Here is a 21,110-nt window from a genome sequence, read left to right as displayed (position 1 = left end):
GTCTGGCGCAGCAACAAGGTGCCACTGCGCTGGGTAAATTCAAGTTTTTTCAGGACGCTCACAGCTTGGCGCTCCAGCCACCTTGCGGTGCGGCAAAGCGCCAGACTATCGGCCGGGCTTCGCCGTCCGCGCGGGCACCATTGTTGTTGTCGATGCCGATCCAGGCGCCATCGGCATCGACCACCAGTGCTTCGGCCATACCATAGGGCTGTGGATAACGTCGATGTTCCTGCAAGGCTTCAGCTGCGAATGACCAGCAACGCTCGACCTTGGCGCTCTGCGCATCGCGACGACAGATTTGAAAAGCGTTGCGCTCCAGGGTGAAGAGCTTGCCGTTGAACAGCGCCAGATCCGCAAAATCTTTGGATACCGGCTTGGCGTTGGGAAATTGCGCGGGCTGCATTTCCTTGCCAGCTTCGCTCAACAGCACACAGCTGCCGTCACACCCCCAGACGGTCTGTTGGCGCTTGACCAGCAACAAACCACGCCGCTCGCGCTCGGCCGCCAGCCATAGCTGATCACCTTGCGCACTGATCGCCAGCCCTTCGAACAGCGCGTTGAAGTGCAGCAACATGCCGCTGGCTCGCGCTTGGCGAACCATGATCGGTGAAATTCTCAGCCACGCGGCTGGCCCCTGCACCGGCACTTGCAGCACCGCCGCATGGGCTTCGCTGACGATGTAGCGGTTACCGGCCTTGTCGCAGGTGATCCCCTCGAAGTCGAGGTTTCCACCGCGCACGAACGAGGCTGCCCAGGTGCGCGACTTCAGCCCCCAGGGCAACTCGGTGTCAGGCACCGGCGGCACATCGATGCGCACGGTTTCGGCCTGCCATACTCGCTCGCTGGTATCGAGCCGGTAGATCTGATCATCGTCACGGTCGGAAACCGTCCACAGGTCTTTGCCGCATTGCGCCAGACCCGACAGATTTCCACCGCGCATGCCGTCCACGGCGTGCTCGGAAACCAGCGTCAGTTCAGGCGCAGGCTGCGCCGCGACAGCGGACGCCAACAGCAGCAATGCGAGGGCGAAACCGCTCCGCATCAGCCCAGAACCTCGGCCAGATTACCTTTGGACTCCAGCCAGGACTTGCGGTCGCCAGCGCGTTTTTTCGCCAGCAGCATGTCCATCATTTCCGAGGTGGCTTCGAAATCATCCAGCGTCAACTGCACCAGGCGTCGAGTGTTCGGGTCCATGGTGGTTTCACGCAGTTGCGGCGGGTTCATTTCACCCAGACCTTTGAATCGGGTGACCTGCGGCTTGCCGCGTTTCTTCTCGGCCACCAGACGATCGAGAATGCCATCGCGCTCGGCTTCATCGAGTGCGTAGTAAATTTCTTTGCCGAGGTCGATGCGGTACAACGGCGGCATCGCCACATAGACGTGACCGGCGTCCACCAACGGACGGAAATGCTGGACGAACAAGGCACACAGCAAGGTCGCGATGTGCAGGCCGTCGGAGTCGGCGTCGGCAAGGATGCAGATCTTGCCGTAGCGCAGTTGGCTCATGTCCGCAGCGCCCGGATCGACACCAATGGCCACGGCAATGTTGTGCACTTCCTGGCTGGCCAGCACTTCGCTGCCGTCGACTTCCCAGGTGTTCAGAATTTTCCCGCGCAACGGCAGGATTGCCTGGAACTCTTTGTCCCGCGCTTGCTTGGCCGAACCGCCGGCGGAATCACCTTCCACCAGGAACAGCTCGGAACGCATCGGGTCCTGCCCGGCGCAATCGGCAAGCTTGCCCGGCAAGGCCGGCCCTTGGGTGATGCGTTTGCGCTCGACCTTTTTACTGGCCTTCAAACGGCGGCCAGCGTTGTTGATCGCCAGCTCAGCCAGTTGCAGGCCCAACTCGGGGTTCGCGTTAAGCCACAGGCTGAAAGCGTCCTTGACCACGCCGGAAACAAACGCCGCCGCCTCGCGGGACGACAGGCGCTCTTTGGTCTGGCCGGAGAACTGCGGCTCCTGCATCTTCATCGACAGGACGAAGGCAATGCGTTCCCAGACATCTTCCGGTGCCAGCTTCACGCCACGCGGCAGCAGGCTGCGGAACTCGCAGAACTCGCGCATGGCGTCGAGCAAGCCCTGACGCAAACCGTTGACGTGAGTACCGCCCTGGGCCGTCGGGATCAGGTTGACGTAGCTTTCCTGGACGCTTTCGCCACCTTCAGGCAGCCACAGCAGCGCCCAGTCGACCGCTTCTTTATTACCGGCCAGGCTGCCGCAGAAGGGTTCGTCGGGCAGACGTTCGAATTCACTGACCGCGTCTACCAGGTAGGAACGCAGGCCGTCTTCATAATGCCATTCGACTTTTTCGCCGGTGGCCTTGTCTTCAAAGCTGACCAGCAGCCCCGGGCACAACACGGCCTTGGCCTTGAGTACGTGCTTGAGACGGCTGATGGAGAATTTCGGTGAATCGAAGTATTTCGGATCCGGCGAGAAGTACACGCTGGTCCCGGTGTTGCGCTTGCCAACGGTGCCGACCACTTCCAGGTCGGTGGCTTTGTAGCCATCGGCGAAGGTCATCTGGTACTCGTTGCCATCGCGTTTGACGCGTACCCGGACCTGGGTCGACAGGGCGTTGACCACCGAAATACCCACCCCGTGCAAACCGCCGGAGAACTGGTAGTTCTTGTTCGAGAACTTGCCGCCGGCGTGCAGCTTGGTGAGGATCAGCTCAACGCCCGAGACGCCCTCTTCGGGGTGAATGTCCACCGGCATGCCACGGCCGTCATCGCTGACTTCCAGGGAATGGTCGGCATGGAGAATGACCTGCACCGATGTCGCATGCCCGGCCAAGGCTTCGTCGACACTGTTGTCGATGACTTCCTGGGCAAGGTGGTTCGGCCGACTGGTGTCGGTGTACATGCCGGGGCGTTTGCGCACCGGGTCGAGGCCCGAGAGGACTTCGATGGCGTCTGCGTTATAAGAGCTAGCGCTGGGAGTGGCCATGGGGTCTCGTCGTCAGTCGTTCAATGAAAATAGGGGCGAGGGTTCACAGTGCTGTGAAATCGATCGCCTGGTACACATCGGAGCCTATGCCTGCAAAACTCAACAGGGCCGGCAATTGCCCGGCGAACCCCTGGAAACTATGGTCACCGCCGGCCTGGATGCGCAAGGCACAGGCTCGGTAATACTGCTGGGCGAGGCGATAGTCCAGCGTTTCGTCCCCGGTTTGCAACCACACCTGAAACCGTTGCGGGTCCTGAGGCGCCGGCACTTCCAGCCCGGCCAGGGCTGTCACGTGGTCACGGGTCAATTCCCAGGTCTCTTCGGTATACAGGTTCTTCTGCGTGCCCAGGTATCCGTCGAACATCCGGTGCGGGCTGACGGCAGGGTTGATCAACAGGGCCTTGAGGCCATGGCGCTCGGCAAGGTGAGTGGCATAGTAGCCGCCGAGGGAGCTGCCGACCAGCAGTGGCCGCCCCAGCCCGGCAATCGCCTGTTCCAGCTGACCGATGGCCTCACGTGGATGATGATGCAAGGCCGGCACCTGCAACTGGTCGCCCAGACCCAGACGATCCATCACGCCGACCAGCTGACAGGCCTTTTTCGACGAGGGTGCGCTGTTGAAACCGTGGATATAGAGGATCGAACCGAACATGCGAGCTCCCTGTGAGGCGGGCAAAGATGCCGCAGTTTACAGGGAGTCCACGAGATTGACTTGCTCAGGAACGAATCAGATCGTTCCGATCAGAGACAAACCCTGTGGCGAGGGAGCTTGCTCCCGCTGGGCTGCGCAGCAGCCCCAAAACATTCAATCGCGTTCAGACAGATTCACCGCACGCATCGGTTTTACGACCGCTTCGCGATCGAGCGGGAGCAAGCTCCCTCGCCACAAAGGCACCTCAGCACCTCAGTAACCGTTGGAGCCGTAATCGATCTGGAAGTCGAACCCGGTCACGCGCTCGACCCCGGTTTCCAGCCGTCCGTCCGGCAGCAACCGCAACCAGCGATAACCCGGCGCCAGCGTATCGACCTTGAAATCCACGCTGCCGGGCTCGAACTGGATACACGTCGATGGCGAAGCGATCAGCCGCACATCGTTGCGCAACTGATCGATTTCCTGATGCACATGACCCCAGAGCACTGCCCGCACCTGTGGGAAGCGATCGAGCACGGCAAACAAGGCGTCCGGGTTGCGCAGGCCAATCGGTTCCATCCAGGCACAACCGATGGACACCGGATGATGGTGCAAGCACACCAGATGATGGCGCTCCGGCGCTTCGCTCAGGGCGCGGACGAGCAACTGCAGTTGGTCATCCTGCAAGTACCCTGGCACCGAACCCGGGACCGCCGAATCCAGCAACGTGATCCGCCAGTTACCGATGTCCACGATGGGCTCCAGCAACTGACTCTGGACCGCGGCCCGGGCCATGATCTGCGGCTCGTCGTGGTTGCCCGGAATCCAGCGCGCGGGGGCATCGATCTGCCGGGTCATCTCGCGAAACTGCTGATACGACTCAAGCGTGCCATCCTGGGATACGTCGCCACTGGCGATCATCAGGTCGATGTGCGGCTGTTGTGCCAGCACCAACTCGATAACCTTTTGCAGGCTGTCGCGGGTGCTCATGCCCAGCAACGTGCCATCCGCCTCGGCGAACAGATGGCTGTCAGAAAGCTGCACCAGCAATACGGCATCGCTGGCAGTCAGAGTGGATACGCTCGGCAAGGCGTTCTCCCAAGGCGTGATCACGGATATGGATGAATGGGGCAATTATGCTGGGGGAAATTGAAAAGAGGAAACCCGTGAACCAGACGCAGTTCACAACTAGCGTACGACTTCGAACTCATGCCCGCAGGCCAGGCAATGACTCAGCCACTCGCCGAGGAACACATTGAGCTGGGCCTTTTCGTCCGGCTGGTGCATCAACGCATTCGGATAAGGGTAGATGCCGCGAAAGCGCCGCGCATGTTCGGCACTGATGACTTCGGCCATGCGCGCGTCGTGGTACACCTGCACTTCCAGTTGTGGCACCGGCAGCCATGGCAGGCTGTGCTCCTGGCGCACTCGTAGGGTCGTGGTATACGGACACGCCTGCAACACTTCCAGCATCAGCACGCCCAGCATCTGTTCACCCTGGGTCATGGCAATGCGCCGGGCAGCCGGCTGGTTGCGCATCTCCGGTAACAGGCGCATCAGTCGAGCGTAGTTGGCCTCGCAGGCGCTTTGCAGCCCCACAAGGTCGACCCGATAACGATCGCGCTGTTTGTTTACGACCATAACCCCCTCACTTCAACGCGGTTCAAAGCCAGCCATTGCAAGGCAATAATGCTCGCCGCGTTGGAAATCCGTCCATCACGTACGGCTTGCAGGGCATCTTCGAAATCCCAGACCGTTACGCGAATATCTTCTGCTTCCTCCACCAGCCCATGAATGCCGCCGGCCCCGTTACTGTTACACCGCCCCAGATACAAGTGCACGTGTTCGGTACTGCCACCGGGCGACGGAAAATAATTGAGCATCGGCCACAGCGCAGTGAATACAAGTCCAGCTTCCTCCTGCGCTTCGCGGTGAGCAACTTCTTCCGGTTGTTCGTCCTTATCGATCAGACCGGCGACCAGTTCGATCAGCCACGGGTTATCGGTCTTGCCCAATACACCGACGCGAAATTGCTCGATCAAGACCACTTCGTCCCGCTGCGGATCGTAAGGCAAGACACACACTGCATCATGACGAACGAACAACTCGCGGCTGATCTCGCGACTCATGCCACCGGCAAACAGCTCATGACGCAGGTGCACGCGATCAAGCTTGTAAAAACCCTTGAAGCAGTTTTCGCGGCGTACGACGTCTACGATGGTCGGGGTGGCATTGGCAAAATCAGTCATAACAATCCTCGTTTACTGTCAATCCGTCCGAGGTTCCCCCAGGCTTGGCGCCATCCTAACGCGCCCGCATCGTTTGATGCAGCCTCTTTGCCGTCAGCGGGATAGACGGCAAGGGGTGAAAACAACTCTAATTGGCTCTAATTAGCTTAGTGGCGAACCGACCGCACCGCTGGCAGTCGAAGACCCTGAATTTTGCCTTTCTCTGATTCATGAAGGACGCCCATGTCGCTGTTGAAAATCGCCTCCGTGGCCTGTATTGCCCTCACGCTCGGCGCTTGCCAAAGCCTGTTCCAACCCAGCTATCGGGCACAGGTGACATCCACTCGCGATGCGTCCGAGCAGGTCAAGCCGGGTTGCGACGGCCCCGACTGCCCGCTGGTGAATATCGACACGGTGCATTTCCCGACCGAGCCGCAACTGGACCGGATCGTCGAACAGCGCCTGCTGCAAATGACCCGCACTTCACCGGGCGCGGCGCTACCCGCTTCCCTCAACGCCTACCGCGAACAGTTCCTGCGTGAATCAGGCGATCGCAACAGCGTCTACTTGCAAGCCAAGGTACGTGAGCAGCATGACGGACTGGTGATCATTGAAGTGTCCAGCTATCTGGACACGGGCGCGGCCAATGGCACGCCGGGACGTGGCTTTATCAACTACTCGCGCCAGCTGCAAAAAGAGCTGAGCCTGGGCGACATGCTCTTGCCGGGGCAGGAAGTAGCGTTCTGGAAGACCGCGCAGGTCGCGCACAATAGCTGGCTGATCAATTCGCAGCTGGATCGTGACCCCGACTTCGTCAAAAGCTGGCCCTTCCAGAAAACCCCGAACGTGGCCTTGACCAGCGCCGGGGTGGTGCTCAAGTACAACGTCGCGACCATCGCGCCCTATTCGAGTGGCCTCATCGAGATGACCATCCCCTACGCTCGCCTCAAGGGTCAGATCAAGCCTGAGCTGGTGCCTGAGCGTAGCTGAAGACCCGACCCAGCAGCAGTTGCAGCAGCCCTGCCAGTACCAGCGATGGCAGGGTTGCGCCGACCTCCGGATACAGATTCGCCAGCAAGTGATAGGTGCTCACCCCGCCCAGCCAGGCGAGCAACGCCGGCCAGCGCAAGGCGGCTGACGCGATCCGGGCACTGCGCTTGCGCAGGATGAAGTGATCCACCAGCACCACGCCGAACAACGGCGCAAACACCGAGCCGATCAACAGCAGGAAGTTCTGATACTGGGCCAATGGCGCCAGGCAGGCGATCAGTGTGCAGATCACGCCGATGGCCAAGGCCAGGTGCTCGACTTTCATGCGCAACAGAATCCCGCTGGACACCGCCGCAGAGTGAATGTCGGCGAAAGCGTTTTCCGACTCGTCAAGCAGGATCAGCAACAACGGAATACCCAATCCGGCACCGGCCAGCGCCAACAGCAAGGCATTGACTTCTCCACTCGGGGCGAACGCCAGGGTGTAGGCAACGCCCAGGCTCATCAGCCAGAAGTTACCAATGAAGAAGCCCAGCGCCGTACCGCCGAATACGCTTTTCGCACGTTTGCCGAAACGCGAGTAGTCGGCAATCAGCGGCAGCCACGACAGTGGCATCGCGATGGCAATATCAAAACCCACGGCGAATGGCATCGAACCGTCACCGGCCTGTACCCACAGCGCGGCCAGATCGGCTTTGGCGAAGAGATTCCAGGTCAGCCAGATGCACGCCGCCAGCAGCAACCAGATGCCCCACTTGCGCAGAATCTGACGGACAAACGTCAACGGACCGCTGACCGCGAGCAAGGTCGCCAAGGCGCCGAATACCAGCGTCCAGAGCAATGGATTGGCCATCAGGCTAGCATCGCTGAACGCACGGGCGCCGAGCAGGCTGGCCGCGTCGCGCATGACGATGATTTCGAACGAACCCCAACCGATCAGTTGCAGCAGGTTCAACAGCGCCGGCAGGCTTGCACCGTGAGTACCGAGGCTCAGTTTGAGTGTGGCCATGGCCGACAGGCCGGTATCGCTGCCAATCACCCCGACGCACGCCAGCAGCAGAACGCCGACCAGGGTGCCGAGGAAGATCGCCAGAAGCGAGCCGGACAGACCGAGACCCGGCGCAAGCAAGGCCCCGGTCTGCAAGACCATCAGACCGATGCCGAGGGAGAACCACAGGGAGAACAGATCGCGGGCACCGAACACGCGCTGGGCCAAAGGCACGGCGTGGTCGGGGGAATAGGTACTGGGTTGAATACTCAAGGGGGGTTATCTCAGAGGAACATTTGTTGTTGTGCTGGTCTTGGCGCCCATACCCTGTAGGAGCAAGGCTTGCCCGCGATAGCGGTGTGTCAGATACACCCCTATCGCGGGCAAGCCTTGCTCCTACAAGAGCCGCGTCAGCCATAAAATGTGGGCTCGCCTCAGCGAGCCCACACACTCGGATCAAACCTTCTTGTACAGCTGACTGCCTTCCTGCTTGAAGCGCTCGGCCTGTTCGGCCAGACCTTGGGCGACTTCGGCATCGACGGTTTCGATCCGCTGGTTGGCCGCATACTCGCGGACTTCCTGGGTGATTTTCATCGAGCAGAATTTCGGCCCGCACATCGAGCAGAAATGCGCGACCTTGGCCGAGTCCTTCGGCAGGGTTTCATCGTGGTACGAACGCGCAGTGTCCGGGTCCAGGCCCAGGTTGAACTGGTCTTCCCAGCGGAACTCGAAACGCGCCTTGCTCAAGGCATTGTCGCGGATCTGTGCGCCCGGATGTCCTTTGGCCAAGTCTGCCGCATGGGCGGCGATCTTGTAGGTGATGATCCCGGTCTTCACGTCATCCTTGTTCGGCAGGCCCAAGTGCTCCTTCGGCGTGACGTAGCAGAGCATGGCGCAACCGAACCAGCCGATCATCGCCGCGCCAATGCCCGAGGTGATGTGGTCGTAGCCCGGAGCAATGTCAGTGGTCAGTGGGCCGAGGGTGTAGAACGGCGCCTCGTCGCAGCACTCGAGCTGCTTGTCCATGTTCTCTTTGATCAACTGCATCGGCACGTGGCCCGGGCCTTCGATCATGGTTTGCACGTCGTGCTTCCAGGCGATCTTGGTCAGCTCGCCAAGGGTTTCCAGCTCACCGAATTGCGCTTCGTCGTTGGCGTCGGCAATCGAGCCAGGACGCAGGCCATCGCCCAGCGAGAAGCTGACGTCGTAGGCCTTCATGATTTCGCAGATGTCTTCGAAATGAGTGTAGAGGAAGTTCTCTTTGTGGTGCGCCAGGCACCACTTGGCCATGATCGAACCGCCACGGGAAACAATACCGGTCACGCGCTTGGCGGTCATCGGCACGTAGCGCAGCAACACACCGGCGTGGATGGTGAAGTAGTCGACGCCCTGCTCGGCCTGCTCGATCAGCGTGTCGCGGAACAGCTCCCAGGTCAGGTCTTCGGCGGCGCCACCGACTTTTTCCAGCGCTTGATAGATCGGCACGGTACCGATCGGCACTGGCGAGTTGCGGATGATCCACTCACGGGTTTCGTGAATGTGCTTGCCGGTGGACAGGTCCATGACCGTGTCCGAGCCCCAGCGAATGCCCCAGGTCAGTTTCGCCACTTCTTCTTCGATGGACGAACCCAGTGCACTGTTGCCGATGTTGCCGTTGATCTTCACCAGGAAGTTACGGCCGATGATCATCGGTTCCAGCTCGGTGTGGTTGATGTTCGCCGGAATGATCGCGCGACCGCGGGCGATTTCTTCACGGACGAATTCCGGGGTAATGATTTTCGGCACGCTGGCACCGAAGCTGTGGCCGGCGTGTTGCTGGTCCAGCAGACCTGCAGCACGAGCCACCTCAAGCTTCATGTTTTCGCGGATGGCGACGTATTCCATCTCCGCGGTGATGATGCCTTTGCGGGCGTAGTGCATCTGGCTGACGTTGGCACCCGGCTTGGCGCGGCGCGGGTTGTTCACGTGAGCGAAACGCAGCTTGGTCAGCTCTGGATCGGCGAGGCGTTCCTGGCCGAAGTTCGAGCTCAGACCGGCCAGACGCTCGGTATCACCCCGCGCTTCGATCCACGGCGAACGCACATCGGCCAGGCCTTTGCGCACATCGATGATGACGTTGGGGTCGGTGTACGGGCCCGAGGTGTCGTAGACCACGACCGGTGCGTTGATTTCTCCGCCGAAGTCGGTTGGCGTCACATCGAGGCTGATTTCGCGCATCGGCACGAGGATGTCCGGACGAGTGCCCTGAACATAAATTTTTTGCGAGCGGGTAAAGGGCTGAACCGATTGCTGATCGACCTTGGCCGAGTCACTCAGGTTGATCGCATTTTTTGATTTTGTAGTCATCACGGGCTCTCCAGACATCATCCAGGCAGTGGAATTTTGTCGGAGCGAACCTGTAACGAATGGACGCAGCCCACCAGTGAAAACTCCAGCTGGATGAGTGCTGTGCTGAGTGCACGAGGGTTGTTCGATTGTCGAACAACATCCCGGACGAAGCACAAGAGGACTCGCCGGGTGACGAGAAATCTTGTTCCCTACGCAGGCTTAAACCTGATCAGGTTCAACGGGATCCGAAATTATTCGATCTCAGCCTCATAGCAAGGCACCCCGACAAGAACCCGGCCAGTCTAGACACAACTGGCAAAGAACGCCAACACCGGTGCAATCAGCGTGATGAATGGCGTGATTACCGGATTGTTGCCGCAGGTTGGCGCATCTACACTCGTTACGCCGGCTGCGCCTTGACGCTGCCGGGCGTGCGTCGTAGCCTTGGCGCTTAAATTATCGACGTAATAAAATTTAGGGATCGCCTCATGCTGCGCAAACTCTCACTGGCTCTTGCCGTGTCTTGTGCGTCCAACGGAATGGCCTGGGCAGCAGAAGCGCCATTATCGACCAATACCGATCTGGTCAGCGTCTACCAGGAAGCCGTCGACAACAACGCCGACCTGGCTGCCGCCCGTGCCCAATATGGCGCGCAAAAGGAAGTCGTGCCCCAGGCCCGCGCCGGCCTGCTGCCGAACCTCTCGGGTGGTGCCCAGGTCGCCGATGTGCGGACAAAGATCGACCAGCCGTCAGCCACCGCCAACCGCAGTGCCCACTTCTATCAAGCAACGCTGGCCCAGCCGTTGTTCCGCGCCGATCGCTGGTTCCAGTTCCAAGCGGCCAAGGATGTCAACGAGCAAGCGGCGCTGCAACTTTCGGCGACCGAGCAGAACCTGATCCTGCAAAGCGCCGAAACCTACTTCAACGTGCTGCGCAGCCAGGACAACCTCGCCTCGACCAAGGCCGAGGAAGCCGCGTTCAAGCGCCAGCTCGATCAGTCCAATGAGCGCTTCGATGTGGGCCTCTCGGACAAGACCGACGTACTGCAGTCGCAAGCCAGTTACGACACCGCGCGCGCCAACCGGATCCTCGCCCAGCGCCAGGTGGATGATGCATTCGAAGCGCTGATCACCCTGACCAACCGTCAATACAACTCGATTCAGGGCATCGTCCACACCTTGCCGGTCCTGCCACCAGCGCCAAACGATGCCAAGGCCTGGGTCGACACCGCCGCCAAACAGAACCTCAACCTGCTGGCCAGCAACTACGCGGTCAGCGCCGCCGAAGAAACGCTCAAGCAGCGCAAGGCCGGCCACGCACCGACCCTCGACGCCGTGGCGCAATACAAGACCGGTGACAACGATGCGCTGGGTTTCAGCAACCCGAGCCCCTTCGGTCAACCGTACGGCGGCACCGTCTCGCAAAGCACGGTCGGCCTGCAATTGAACATCCCGATCTACAGCGGCGGGCTGACCAGCTCGCAGGTTCGCGAGTCGTACTCGCGCCTGGACCAAAGCGAACAGCAACGCGAAGCGCTGCGTCGGCAAGTGGTGGAAAACACCCGTAACCTGCACCGCGCAGTGAATAGCGATGTCGAGCAGGTGCAGGCACGCCGCCAGTCGATCATCTCGAACCAGAGCGCGGTGGAAGCCACGGAGATCGGTTATCAGGTGGGGACGCGCAATATCGTCGACGTGCTCGACGCCCAGCGTCAGCTGTACACCTCGGTGCGCAACTACAACAACAGCCGCTACGACTACATTCTCGACAACCTGCGCCTGAAGCAGGCGGCCGGTACCCTGAGCCCGGGCGACTTGCAGGACCTGAAGCGTTACCTCAAGGCCGACTACAACCCGGACAAGGACTTCCTGCCGCCGGACCTGGCCAAGGCTGCGGCGCAACAGCTGAAAGCTAATCCCGGCCAGTAAAAACCAACCCTGTGGCGAGGGAGCTTGCTCCCGCTGGGCTGCAAAGCAGCCCAAAAAAACTGACACCGTGGTGTATCAGGCGCACCGTAGTCACCGAATTACGACTGCTTTGCCCGAGCGCGGACCGGCCGGCGGGAGCAAGCTCCCTCGCCACAGGTGTCAGGTTCAGAATCAGTTGATCAACCGCCCCAAGCCATCCAGCAATCGCTGCAAGGCGCCCTGATTGGCGCGCATCACGCTCAGCCCCGCCTCTGCCATCCGCTGCGCATCGCGTGGCAACTCGAACAGTCGCTGCACCGCCACCGCCAACCCTTGGGCGTCATCCACTTCCTGCAATGCCTTGGCACTGCGCAGCAGCGCGGCGATCTCAAGAAAGTTGAACAGGTGCGGCCCGCTCAGCACCGGTTTGGCCAGCGCCGCCGGCTCCAGCAGGTTATGCCCGCCATTCGGCACCAGACTGCCGCCAACGAACGCACTGTCGGCCAAGGCATAGAGAAACAGCAATTCGCCCATGGTGTCGCCAAGCAGCACTGAGGTGCTCGCGCTGACCGTTTCGCCGGTGGAACGACGGATCGTGTTGAAACCTTGCTGCTGGCAGAGTTCGAACACCGGGTTGAAACGCTCGGGGTGACGCGGCACCAGTATCAGCAGCGCATCCGGATGGCTGGCGAGCAATTGTCGATGCGCCGCCAGCACCACTTCGTCTTCACCTTCATGGGTACTTGCGGCAATCCACACCGGACGCTCGACCGCTTGCCATTGCTGACGCAACTCGGCGGCCCGCTGCAGCAGCTGCGGGTCGATGCGCAAGTCGAACTTGATCGAGCCGGTCACTTCGACCGTGTCCGCGCGCGCGCCCAGTTGCCGAAAACGCTCGGCCTCAGCTTCGGTCTGCACCGCGAACAGACTCATTTCCGCCAGCATCGGCTGCGTCAGCTTGCCGAAACGGCCATAGCCTTTGGCCGAGCGTTCCGAGAGCCGGGCATTGGCCAGCGCCACCGGGATCCCGCGTTTGGCACATTGATGAATGTGGTTGGGCCACAACTCGGTTTCCATGATAACCGCCAGTTTCGGCTGAACCCGGTCGAGGAACCGCGCCGCCGCACACGGCAGATCGTAAGGCAGGTAGCAGTGCTGGATGCGTGGCTGATTGGCGAACATCGCGTGAATTCGCTCGGACCCGGTCGGCGTCATACAGGTCACGGTGATCGGCAGCTGTGGATAACGCTCGAGCAACCCGCGAATCATGGGGGCAGCGGCAATGCTTTCGCCAACCGACACCGCATGTACCCAGATGCCGCCAGGCTTCATCACCGGCAAGCCGATGGAAAAGCGCTCGCCAATACGCTTGGCATATGCGGGCGCCTTGCGCGAGCGCAGCCACAGCCGAATCGCTACCAATGGCAGCCCCAGGTAAAACAGCGCGGTGTAGAGAGTTCTATTCATGGCGGCGGAGTTTATCGACTTTTTTAGCCGATCGCCTGCAAGTGCACGGCAAAACGCTCCGCCAACCAACGCGCCGCCGGCCCCAGAGGCTCGTCACGCCGCCAGACCAACTCCACCACCAATGCTGGCGGGGTCCATTCACTGACCAGTTCGATCATCTGCCCGTGATACGCCGGGTACTGCACCACATGCCGCGGCAGCCAGCCCCACCCCAGGCCGCGCATCAGCCACTCGGCGAGCACGTAGAAACTGTCGGCGCGCCAGACTTGCGGGCTGGCTTGTTCACTGCCGGGGTAGACGCTGGAATGCGTGGCCATCAGCAGCTGTCGATGCTGCGCCATCTGCTGGCAATTGACCTGCCCTTCTACAGCCAGCGGATGCCCTACTCCACACACCGTGACCATCTCGACGCTGCCCAGCACCCGACGTTCCAGGGCTTCGGGAATCTGCTCGTGATAAAACAGCAAGCCCAGATCGGCCCGGCGCTCCACCAGTTTGCGCGCCACATCGCCCTGAGCGGCGCTGGCCAGTTGCACTTCCAGGCTGGGAAAATGCTCGGCCAATGCTTCGAGGCTGTCGAGCACCGGCTGATAAGGCATGGCCTCATCCTGCGCCAGACGCAACCGCGCTTCCTGACCGCGCATCAACGCCTGAGCCCGACCATTGAGACGCTCACACTGACGCAGCACTTCCCGCGCTTCTTCGAGCAACGCGCTGCCGGCTTCGGTCAGGCGTGGCTGGCGGCCGCTACTGCGATCAAACAGGTTCAGGCCAAGGTCTGCTTCAAGCAGTGCAATCGCACTGCTGACCGCCGACTGTGCCTTGCGTTGATCGCGCGCGACAGCCGAAAACGAACGCTGCTCGGCCACACTGACGAACAAACGCATCTGCTCCAGATTCCATTGCACACTCATGGTTCAGCCCATCTTCAAATCAGATAGGTAATGACTTTACCCCATCTCGAAAGTCTCTAGAATGCCGACCTCATCAAGCAGGCCAAAATACGAGGATCACACCATGAACGCTTACTACCTCCTGGCTATCGCCATCTGCGCCGAAGTGATCGCCACCGTATCGATGAAAGCGGTCAAGGGCTTGAGCACACCACTCCCTTTGCTGTTGATCATCGTCGGTTATGGCATTGCATTCTGGATGCTGACCCTGGTGGTGCGCACCATCCCGGTTGGCGTCACCTACGCGGTATGGGCCGGCATGGGCATCGTGATGGTCAGCATCGCGGCGCTGTTCCTCTACGACCAGAAACTCGACATCCCGGCCATGCTCGGTATGGCACTGATCGTCCTGGGCGTGGTGGTCATCCAGCTCTTCTCGAAAACCGCCGGGCACTGAACCCCGATACCGGTCCATTGTGGCGAGGGAGCTTGCTCCCGCTGGGTCGCGAAGCGGCCCCAAAACCTGATATCGAGGTTTGGGGATAAGACCGCATCGGTTCATTTGCGGCTGCTGCGCACCCGAGCGGGAGCAAGCTCCCTCGCCACAGGTTTGTGCATGGTCTGACCAACCACCAGTTGATCGCCAGCAAAACCTCCAATCGTCGAGTCTGTATACTGCGCCTCTAGTCTTGAACACTGAGGTCGCTGCATGCCATCCGTTATTTCCACCGACGTACTGATTGTCGGCGCTGGTGTCGCCGGCCTCTGGCTGAACGCACGCCTGCGTCGCCAGGGTTTCTCGACCGTACTGGTGGAAAGCGCCAGCCTCGGCGGCGGACAGAGCCTGAAATCCCAGGGGATCATCCACGGCGGCGCCAAGTACGCGCTGCATGGCGCGTTGACCGGTGCCTCCGAAGCCATTGCCGACATGCCGCGCCGTTGGCGTGCAGCCTTGGCCGGCGACGGCGAGCTGGACCTGTCCGGGGTGCGTCTGCTGTCCGAAGCCCACTACCTGTGGTCCCCCGGCACCCTCGCCGGCAACCTCACCAGTTTCTTCGCCAGCAAAGCGGTGCGCGGCCGGGTCGATCAGGTCAAGGGCGAGCAACTGCCACCCGCCCTGCAAGACAAGCGTTTCAAGGGCAAGGTCTATCGCCTCGCGGAACTGGTGGTCGATGTGCCAAGCCTGATCGGGCGTCTGGCCGAACTGGCCGGTGACGGCCTGCTGGCCGGGCAGAAGATCGAGCCACTGCTGGAAAACGGTGAGCTGGTCGGCTTGCGAATCGACGAGCGTGAGATCCGTGCACAGCGCATCGTTCTCAGCGCCGGTGCTGGCAACGCTGATTTGCTCATGGCGCTCGGCCTGAGCCAGCCGGCCATGCAACGTCGGCCGCTGCACATGATCATCGTCAAAGGCCCGAGCCTCAAACCGCTCTACGCCCACTGCCTGGGCGGTGGGCCAAAGCCACGCATCACCGTCACCACCCACCCGGCCGCCGATGGTCAATGGGTCTGGTACCTGGGTGGTGATATCGCCGAAGCCGAAGGCGTGGCTCGCGAACCTGCCGCGCAAATTTCTGCCGCGCAGAAAGAGCTCGGCAACCTGTTGCCCTGGGTCGACCTCAGCCAGGCGCAATGGGCGACCTTGCGAATCGATCGCGCCGAACCACTGCAATCGGGCCTGAGCCGACCCGACAACGCCTTCCTCGCCGAGCAGGATCGCCTGCTGGTGGGCTGGCCGACCAAACTGGCGCTGGCACCGGACTTCGCTGACCGGGTAATGGCGTCGCTGCAACGCGACGGCATCCAGCCAAGCCATCCGGCGCCGTTGCCGCCCCTGCCGAAACCGCCCATCGGCCAACCTGCCTGGGAGCAGTTGCTGCCATGAGCCAAGCCACCTTGCACGACCTGCATCGCCCGTTGGGCAGCACCGGTCTGCTGGTTTCACCACTGGGCCTGGGCACGGTGAAACTGGGCCGCGACCAAGGGGTGAAATACCCCAACGGCTTCCGGATCCCGGACGATGACGAAGCGCGCAGGCTACTCAGGCTGACCCGCGAGCTGGGCATCAACCTGATCGACACCGCACCCGCCTATGGCCGCAGCGAAGAACGCCTCGGCCCGCTGCTGCGCGGTCAGCGTCAGGAGTGGGTGATTGTCAGCAAGGTCGGTGAAGAATTCGTCGATGGCCTGTCGCACCACGATTTCAGCGCTGCACACACACGTTTTTCCATCGAGCGCAGCCTGAAACGCCTGGAAACCGACTTCATCGACCTGGTGCTCGTGCACTCGGACGGCAACGATCTGGTGATCCTCAACGAGTGCGAGGTCTATCAGACCCTCGCCGAGCTTAAACGCGAAGGCAAGATTCGCGGGTTCGGGTTCTCCGGAAAGACCGTTGATGGCGGGTTGAAGGCTCTGGAACAAGGTGATTGCGCCATGATCACCTACAATCTCAACGATCAGGCCGAGCGGCCAGTCATCGACTACGCTGCTGCCCACGGCAAAGCCATTCTGGTGAAGAAGGCTCTGGCCAGTGGTCACGCCTGCCTCAGCCCGGGTGTGGACCCGGTACGCGCCAGCTTCGAGCTGTTGTTTGCGCAGCCCGGTGTCGCCAGTGCTATTGTCGGGACCATTAATCCGCTGCACCTCGCCCACAATGTGGCGACTGTTGCTCAAGTCCTACGTAGTCGTTGAACAGCCGCCAAGGCGGCCGACCCCGACGCAAGAAGGAGCCGACATGCCGCGAACGCTCATAAGAAAGAACCCCAGCAACTTCAAGACCCTGCCGTTATACGTCGAAGCGACTCCCGAAGGCCTGAGTTATCAGAGTGTCGGCAGGCCGCTGAATTTCTCCCAGACCCTGCAACGTCGGCGCCCGGTCACGGTGGCCAATCCAGAGCACTTTTCGCTGGAACTGGCCAACCTCGGTGTCTCGGTACGGCTGACCCTGCACTGGCAGAATCGCGATTACTGGGTGCTGGTCCGCCAGCGCCGTCAGGACCGTGGCGACGTGGTGCTCAAACTGATCTCGGGTTATGTGCCGGCTCACGAGCTGAACCTGCCGTTGCACACGGCCATTCAGGAGATCGCCGAAGAATGCCTGTTGGAAACCCCTGAAGGCTGGCTCGGCGGGCGCTTCAATGACACCTGGCTGCCAGCGCCCTACGCCAGCGCGCTGCATTACCGCGAGGCGCTGCCGTTCCGCCTGACGCCGCTGTCTGGCGCTGCACGCCCGGTGCGCTGCGCCAACATGCAATTGATCGAACGCCCACGGGCCTACGTGCATCTGCCTACGGCTTCGTTGCAGTTGATCTACGATTTACGTCTGGACGTGCCCAAGGAAGCCAAATCCCTGAGCTTGTTTCATGTCGATGAACGGCTTGAAGGCGATCAACTCGTCGCACGACTGGATCGCAAGCGCCCCGACCTGTACCTGATGCCGCTTGAGGATGGCCAGCCATTGCCCGAGCTCTACACCCTGAAAAAAGATCAGCTCTACCCGGCAAGCACACGCGGGCTGTATCTGGCAGAAAGTTTTGCCCGGCAGGAAGGCTGGCTGGTGCGTGACGAACGGATTCGCTGGAAGGACTGGCTCAGGCAGCAGGGCTTGAGCCAACCGGGCAAGGCATCGGGTTTCAGCCGATTGACCGGCAAGGCCAAACTGCTGCTGAAGAAAATCGTGCCGCGCAAGGTGGCACGCTAACCCGGCATCACAGACAGTGACAACAGGGCTTTTGTGGCGAGGGGGCTTGTCGGAACGCCGCACCGCCCCGTTCGCCTGCGAAGCAGGCGCAATACAACATGCGCGGTTGAGAACTTAGGGCCGCTTCGCGGCCCAACGGGGGCAAGCCCCCTCGCCACAGTTTCAGGTCTTGCGGATCTTCTCGACGATTGCGGTGGTCGAGCTGTTTTCCACCAGCCCCAGCACTTTCACTGTTCCGCCATAAGCGCTGACGATGTCGGCGCCGACTACTTGGTCGATCCCGTAATCGCCGCCCTTGACCAGCACGTCCGGCCTGACCTGTGCCAGGAGGTTTTCCGGAGTGCCTTCAGAGAAGCTGATCACCCAGTCCACCGCGCCCAGACCTGCCAGTACCGCCATGCGTCGGTCAACGCTGTTGATCGGCCGCCCAGGGCCTTTCAAGCGGCTCACCGATGCATCGTCGTTGACCGCAACGATCAATCGATCGCCCTGCGCCCGCGCCTGCTCAAGGTAGGTCACATGGCCCGCATGGAGGATGTCGAAGCAGCCATTGGTAAAGACGATCTTCTCTTTGTGCGCACGCGCATCGTCGACTGCCAGCAGCAATTGCTCCAGGCCCAGGACTCCCCGCTCGGAACCTTCTTCACGCTGAATCGCGCGACGCAATTCCGGAGCACTGATCGCCGCCGTACCCAGCTTGCCGACCACGATGCCAGCGGCCAGGTTGGCCAGAGCCACCGCATGCGGCAGTTCTTCGCCCGCCGCAATCGCCGCCGCCAACGTAGAAATCACCGTATCACCGGCACCGGTCACATCGAATACTTCACGGGCCCGTGCGGGCAAGTGCAGCACCGGATGATCAGGACGCAGCAAGGTCATACCGTGCTCGCCACGCGTGACCAGCAAGGCGCCGAGTTCAAGGTCGTGCATCAGCTTCGCGCCCTTGCTGGCCAGATCGTGCTCATCGACGCAACCGCCAACAATGGTTTCAAACTCGCTGAGGTTCGGAGTAATCAGGCTGGCACCGCGGTAAATCGAGAAATCCTTGCCTTTGGGATCCGCGAGCACCGGAATGCCACGGGCGCGTGCGGCCTGGATCAACACCTGGTGGTTCTTCAACGCGCCTTTGCCGTAGTCAGACAACACCAGCACCTTGATGCCTTCGAGCAGGCCGTCGACTTCAGCGCCGAGTGCCAGTGCATCGGTGGCAAACGGTTCTTCGAAGTCGATACGCAGCAATTGCTGGTGACGACTCATGACCCGCAGTTTGACGATGGTCGGCTGATGCGCGATGCGCTGAAACAACGCCCGCACACCGGCACCTTCGAGACTATTGGCCAGGCTGTCGGCGGCCTCGTCATCACCGGTCACGCCGACCAGGGACGCCGGCGCGCCGAGCGCGGCAATGTTCAAGGCAACGTTGGCAGCACCGCCCGGGCGGTCTTCGATTTGCTCGACCTTGACCACCGGCACCGGCGCCTCAGGAGAAATCCGTGAGGTACCACCATGCCAGTAACGGTCGAGCATGACATCGCCGACCACCAAGACAGGGGCTTGATCGAATCGCGGCATGGACAACTTCATGGTGCAACCCACATACAAAATGAACAGGGGCGCGATATTAGCACAGGATGAACGCTGCCTAGTTCGACAGCTTCATCTGGGGTGCATCACGCCGTTATATTGTTCATTTTTTAAGCAAAACAGCCAGGATATGCTGCACGGCGTCGGCCAGCTCGACCTCGTCGGTGTTGATTTCGCAGTCCGCCTGTTGCGGTGCTTCATAAGGGCTGTCGAGACCGGTGAAGTCCTTGATTCGCCCTTGCAGCGCAGCTTGATACAAGCCCTTGGGATCGCGCCGGGCACAGATGTCGAACGGCGTGCTGACATGCACCTCAAGAAACTCGTCCGTGCGGAACAAGGCTCTGGCCGATGCTCGATCGGCCTGAAACGGCGAAATCGCCGAGACAATCACAATCAGCCCCGCGTCGACCATCAACCGCGCCACCTCGGCAATACGCCGGATGTTTTCCTTGCGCGCTGCAGCGTCCATGCCCAGGTCATTGCACAAACCGTTGCGCACGTTGTCGCCATCCAGCACAAAGGTGTGGCACCCCTGCTCATTGAGCTGCAACTCAAGCGCATTGGCCAAGGTCGACTTGCCGGCACCGGACAGCCCCGTCAGCCATAGACAACACGCTTGTTGATGCTTGAGCGCCGCTCGGGCCGAGGGTGACAACGACAATGCGTAAGGGCGGATCTGTGGAGGTTGTTCGCAGACAAACGACACTTTACTCATAGCCGAGCATCTCATAGTCACGTTCGTAGACCCGTCGCACCAAACGGCGAGTACGTACCGAACAAAAGTCACGGACGGCTGCCGATTGGCGATGCTGAGAACCATTCATATGGGGTAATGACGAGACAACCCCCAATTGCTCGCAAAGCACTTGAAAGTCACGATCCAGGTGTTCCTGATGCCCCACGAAATCCATCGCCATATACCCCATGGAGTCGACCATGAAGTCGGTCTGGGGAGCGAAATGCAGCTGCTTCTGGACGTTCTCAGGATGCAGCCAGCGGCCGATGAAATCATCGAAATCACGGTAATGACGAACCAGCGCCTGGGACCGTCGGTCGCGCTCCCCCAGTTCGTTGCCACGCAGGAAAGCGTAAGCCGAATAAGCCCGCTCCAAAGGGTCACGAACGAAGGTAAATTTGAAACTGCTGGAAAACTGCTCGGAAAATTGCTGTTCGTACCAGTACAACGGCAAATGCCCAGGCATCCAGCCGTCGAATAGCGCGGAGCAAACGCTGCTCCCGGCACACTTGGGGATGTGAATGAACACGCAGGAGCGCTGCTGGAAAGCCTGAGGGAAGTGCACGTTGCCCGACATTGCCTTGTTCACGACTTGTCGATCCCTGACCGACAAACGCCCCAGCAGGAACGCTCGCTGCTGTTTGGGTAATAGCTTCCATAAAAAGCGCTGCAACATTCCGGTACCCACACGAGGCGAACAGCCACCCCG

19 protein-coding genes and 1 riboswitch are annotated in these 21,110 nt (G+C 60.8%); of the genes, 6 read left to right on the top strand and 13 right to left on the bottom strand.

Annotated features, from left to right (window positions below; translation table 11 throughout):
• Window positions 1-58: 58 nt before the first annotated feature.
• From HK44_RS07500 to HK44_RS07475, 6 genes are all read right to left on the bottom strand, one after another.
• A complete protein-coding gene (locus tag HK44_RS07500) occupies window positions 59-1,042 on the bottom strand; it encodes an esterase-like activity of phytase family protein (RefSeq protein WP_019691487.1) in 984 nt (327 codons plus the stop codon).
• The gene (parE, locus tag HK44_RS07495; protein WP_019691486.1) at window positions 1,042-2,946 is read right to left on the bottom strand and encodes a DNA topoisomerase IV subunit B; all 1,905 of its coding nucleotides are present in this window, start codon (window positions 2,944-2,946) and stop codon (window positions 1,042-1,044) included. Before parE ends, HK44_RS07500 begins: the two co-directional genes overlap by 1 nt.
• A gap of 43 nt (window positions 2,947-2,989) precedes the next feature.
• Window positions 2,990-3,598 (bottom strand): YqiA/YcfP family alpha/beta fold hydrolase, encoded by a 609-nt coding sequence (locus HK44_RS07490; RefSeq protein WP_019691485.1) that lies wholly within the window; start codon window positions 3,596-3,598, stop codon window positions 2,990-2,992.
• Between the two features lie 252 nt (window positions 3,599-3,850).
• The gene (gene cpdA / locus HK44_RS07485; protein ID WP_019691484.1) at window positions 3,851-4,666 is read right to left on the bottom strand and encodes a 3',5'-cyclic-AMP phosphodiesterase; all 816 of its coding nucleotides are present in this window, start codon (window positions 4,664-4,666) and stop codon (window positions 3,851-3,853) included.
• Window positions 4,667-4,765: 99 nt separating this feature from the next.
• Window positions 4,766-5,218 (bottom strand): DUF1249 domain-containing protein, encoded by a 453-nt coding sequence (locus HK44_RS07480; RefSeq protein ID WP_019691483.1) that lies wholly within the window; start codon window positions 5,216-5,218, stop codon window positions 4,766-4,768.
• Window positions 5,209-5,826 (bottom strand): NUDIX domain-containing protein, encoded by a 618-nt coding sequence (locus HK44_RS07475; protein WP_019691482.1) that lies wholly within the window; start codon window positions 5,824-5,826, stop codon window positions 5,209-5,211. Before HK44_RS07475 ends, HK44_RS07480 begins: the two co-directional genes overlap by 10 nt.
• A gap of 222 nt (window positions 5,827-6,048) precedes the next feature.
• Between HK44_RS07475 and HK44_RS07470 the strand changes: the two genes are divergently transcribed.
• The gene (locus HK44_RS07470; protein WP_019691481.1) at window positions 6,049-6,795 is read left to right on the top strand and encodes an RsiV family protein; all 747 of its coding nucleotides are present in this window, start codon (window positions 6,049-6,051) and stop codon (window positions 6,793-6,795) included.
• On the opposite strand, the gene cytX is transcribed toward HK44_RS07470, so the two are convergent.
• On the bottom strand, window positions 6,764-8,056 hold the full coding sequence (gene cytX / locus HK44_RS07465) for a putative hydroxymethylpyrimidine transporter CytX (RefSeq protein ID WP_019691480.1): 1,293 nt from the start codon (window positions 8,054-8,056) through the stop codon (window positions 6,764-6,766). The two genes, HK44_RS07470 and cytX, sit on opposite strands and share 32 nt — an antisense overlap.
• 183 nt (window positions 8,057-8,239) lie before the next feature.
• Window positions 8,240-10,129, bottom strand: coding sequence for a phosphomethylpyrimidine synthase ThiC (thiC, locus tag HK44_RS07460; RefSeq protein WP_019691479.1), 1,890 nt, complete (start codon window positions 10,127-10,129; stop codon window positions 8,240-8,242).
• Window positions 10,130-10,300: 171 nt separating this feature from the next.
• Window positions 10,301-10,406, bottom strand: a riboswitch (TPP riboswitch).
• A 193-nt stretch (window positions 10,407-10,599) separates the two neighbouring features.
• On the opposite strand from thiC, the gene HK44_RS07455 reads away from it, so the two are divergent.
• Entirely contained in the window at window positions 10,600-12,039 is a 1,440-nt protein-coding gene (locus HK44_RS07455) for a TolC family outer membrane protein (RefSeq protein WP_019691478.1), read from the top strand.
• A 171-nt stretch (window positions 12,040-12,210) separates the two neighbouring features.
• On the opposite strand, the gene waaA is transcribed toward HK44_RS07455, so the two are convergent.
• Together waaA and HK44_RS07445 are read right to left on the bottom strand one after the other, a co-directional pair.
• Complete coding sequence (gene waaA, locus HK44_RS07450) at window positions 12,211-13,485, bottom strand: lipid IV(A) 3-deoxy-D-manno-octulosonic acid transferase (protein WP_019691477.1); 1,275 nt, start codon at window positions 13,483-13,485, stop codon at window positions 12,211-12,213.
• 23 nt (window positions 13,486-13,508) lie between these two features.
• Window positions 13,509-14,399 carry a LysR family transcriptional regulator gene (locus tag HK44_RS07445; RefSeq protein WP_019691476.1) on the bottom strand — a complete coding sequence of 297 codons (891 nt, stop codon included), beginning with the start codon at window positions 14,397-14,399 and terminating at the stop codon, window positions 13,509-13,511.
• A 103-nt stretch (window positions 14,400-14,502) separates the two neighbouring features.
• Here HK44_RS07445 and HK44_RS07440 point away from each other — a divergent pair, with 103 nt between their 5' ends.
• From HK44_RS07440 to HK44_RS07425, 4 genes are all read left to right on the top strand, one after another.
• The gene (locus HK44_RS07440) at window positions 14,503-14,835 is read left to right on the top strand and encodes a DMT family transporter (RefSeq protein WP_019691475.1); all 333 of its coding nucleotides are present in this window, start codon (window positions 14,503-14,505) and stop codon (window positions 14,833-14,835) included.
• A 252-nt stretch (window positions 14,836-15,087) separates the two neighbouring features.
• Window positions 15,088-16,263 (top strand): NAD(P)/FAD-dependent oxidoreductase, encoded by a 1,176-nt coding sequence (locus HK44_RS07435; protein ID WP_019691474.1) that lies wholly within the window; start codon window positions 15,088-15,090, stop codon window positions 16,261-16,263.
• Window positions 16,260-17,072, top strand: coding sequence for an aldo/keto reductase (locus tag HK44_RS07430; protein ID WP_019691473.1), 813 nt, complete (start codon window positions 16,260-16,262; stop codon window positions 17,070-17,072). Before HK44_RS07435 ends, HK44_RS07430 begins: the two co-directional genes overlap by 4 nt.
• 43 nt (window positions 17,073-17,115) lie before the next feature.
• Window positions 17,116-18,081 carry a hypothetical protein gene (locus HK44_RS07425; RefSeq protein ID WP_019691472.1) on the top strand — a complete coding sequence of 322 codons (966 nt, stop codon included), beginning with the start codon at window positions 17,116-17,118 and terminating at the stop codon, window positions 18,079-18,081.
• Between the two features lie 162 nt (window positions 18,082-18,243).
• Here HK44_RS07425 and hldE read toward each other — a convergent pair whose 3' ends face one another.
• The 3 genes from hldE to HK44_RS07410 form a co-directional block, all read right to left on the bottom strand.
• Window positions 18,244-19,665 carry a bifunctional D-glycero-beta-D-manno-heptose-7-phosphate kinase/D-glycero-beta-D-manno-heptose 1-phosphate adenylyltransferase HldE gene (gene hldE, locus HK44_RS07420; RefSeq protein WP_019691471.1) on the bottom strand — a complete coding sequence of 474 codons (1,422 nt, stop codon included), beginning with the start codon at window positions 19,663-19,665 and terminating at the stop codon, window positions 18,244-18,246.
• A 103-nt stretch (window positions 19,666-19,768) separates the two neighbouring features.
• Window positions 19,769-20,380: an adenylyl-sulfate kinase gene (cysC, locus tag HK44_RS07415; protein ID WP_019691470.1), complete on the bottom strand. Its 612-nt coding sequence runs from the start codon at window positions 20,378-20,380 to the stop codon at window positions 19,769-19,771.
• Window positions 20,373-21,077: a sulfotransferase family 2 domain-containing protein gene (locus HK44_RS07410; RefSeq protein ID WP_019691469.1), complete on the bottom strand. Its 705-nt coding sequence runs from the start codon at window positions 21,075-21,077 to the stop codon at window positions 20,373-20,375. The genes cysC and HK44_RS07410 overlap by 8 nt, the downstream gene beginning before the upstream one ends.
• Between the last annotated feature and the right edge of the window lie 33 nt (window positions 21,078-21,110).

This window comes from Pseudomonas fluorescens HK44, from assembly GCF_000217955.3.
GTDB classification, from domain to species: domain Bacteria; phylum Pseudomonadota; class Gammaproteobacteria; order Pseudomonadales; family Pseudomonadaceae; genus Aquipseudomonas; species Aquipseudomonas fluorescens_AQ.
The sequence above is the reverse complement of the archived record's forward strand: the minus strand, read 5'-3'. Positions and strand labels throughout refer to the sequence as shown.

Coding starts and splice junctions, on each gene's coding strand:
- HK44_RS07435 (WP_019691474.1), top strand. CDS start 15,088: ATGCCATCCGTTATTTCCACCGACGTACTGATTGTCGGCGCTGGTGTC.
- thiC (WP_019691479.1), bottom strand. CDS start 10,129: ATGACTACAAAATCAAAAAATGCGATCAACCTGAGTGACTCGGCCAAG.
- HK44_RS07430 (WP_019691473.1), top strand. CDS start 16,260: ATGAGCCAAGCCACCTTGCACGACCTGCATCGCCCGTTGGGCAGCACC.
- HK44_RS07410 (WP_019691469.1), bottom strand. CDS start 21,077: ATGTTGCAGCGCTTTTTATGGAAGCTATTACCCAAACAGCAGCGAGCG.
- HK44_RS07445 (WP_019691476.1), bottom strand. CDS start 14,399: ATGAGTGTGCAATGGAATCTGGAGCAGATGCGTTTGTTCGTCAGTGTG.
- HK44_RS07440 (WP_019691475.1), top strand. CDS start 14,503: ATGAACGCTTACTACCTCCTGGCTATCGCCATCTGCGCCGAAGTGATC.
- HK44_RS07500 (WP_019691487.1), bottom strand. CDS start 1,042: ATGCGGAGCGGTTTCGCCCTCGCATTGCTGCTGTTGGCGTCCGCTGTC.
- HK44_RS07425 (WP_019691472.1), top strand. CDS start 17,116: ATGCCGCGAACGCTCATAAGAAAGAACCCCAGCAACTTCAAGACCCTG.
- hldE (WP_019691471.1), bottom strand. CDS start 19,665: ATGAAGTTGTCCATGCCGCGATTCGATCAAGCCCCTGTCTTGGTGGTC.
- HK44_RS07455 (WP_019691478.1), top strand. CDS start 10,600: ATGCTGCGCAAACTCTCACTGGCTCTTGCCGTGTCTTGTGCGTCCAAC.
- waaA (WP_019691477.1), bottom strand. CDS start 13,485: ATGAATAGAACTCTCTACACCGCGCTGTTTTACCTGGGGCTGCCATTG.
- HK44_RS07470 (WP_019691481.1), top strand. CDS start 6,049: ATGTCGCTGTTGAAAATCGCCTCCGTGGCCTGTATTGCCCTCACGCTC.
- cysC (WP_019691470.1), bottom strand. CDS start 20,380: ATGAGTAAAGTGTCGTTTGTCTGCGAACAACCTCCACAGATCCGCCCT.
- HK44_RS07480 (WP_019691483.1), bottom strand. CDS start 5,218: ATGGTCGTAAACAAACAGCGCGATCGTTATCGGGTCGACCTTGTGGGG.
- parE (WP_019691486.1), bottom strand. CDS start 2,946: ATGGCCACTCCCAGCGCTAGCTCTTATAACGCAGACGCCATCGAAGTC.
- HK44_RS07475 (WP_019691482.1), bottom strand. CDS start 5,826: ATGACTGATTTTGCCAATGCCACCCCGACCATCGTAGACGTCGTACGC.
- HK44_RS07490 (WP_019691485.1), bottom strand. CDS start 3,598: ATGTTCGGTTCGATCCTCTATATCCACGGTTTCAACAGCGCACCCTCG.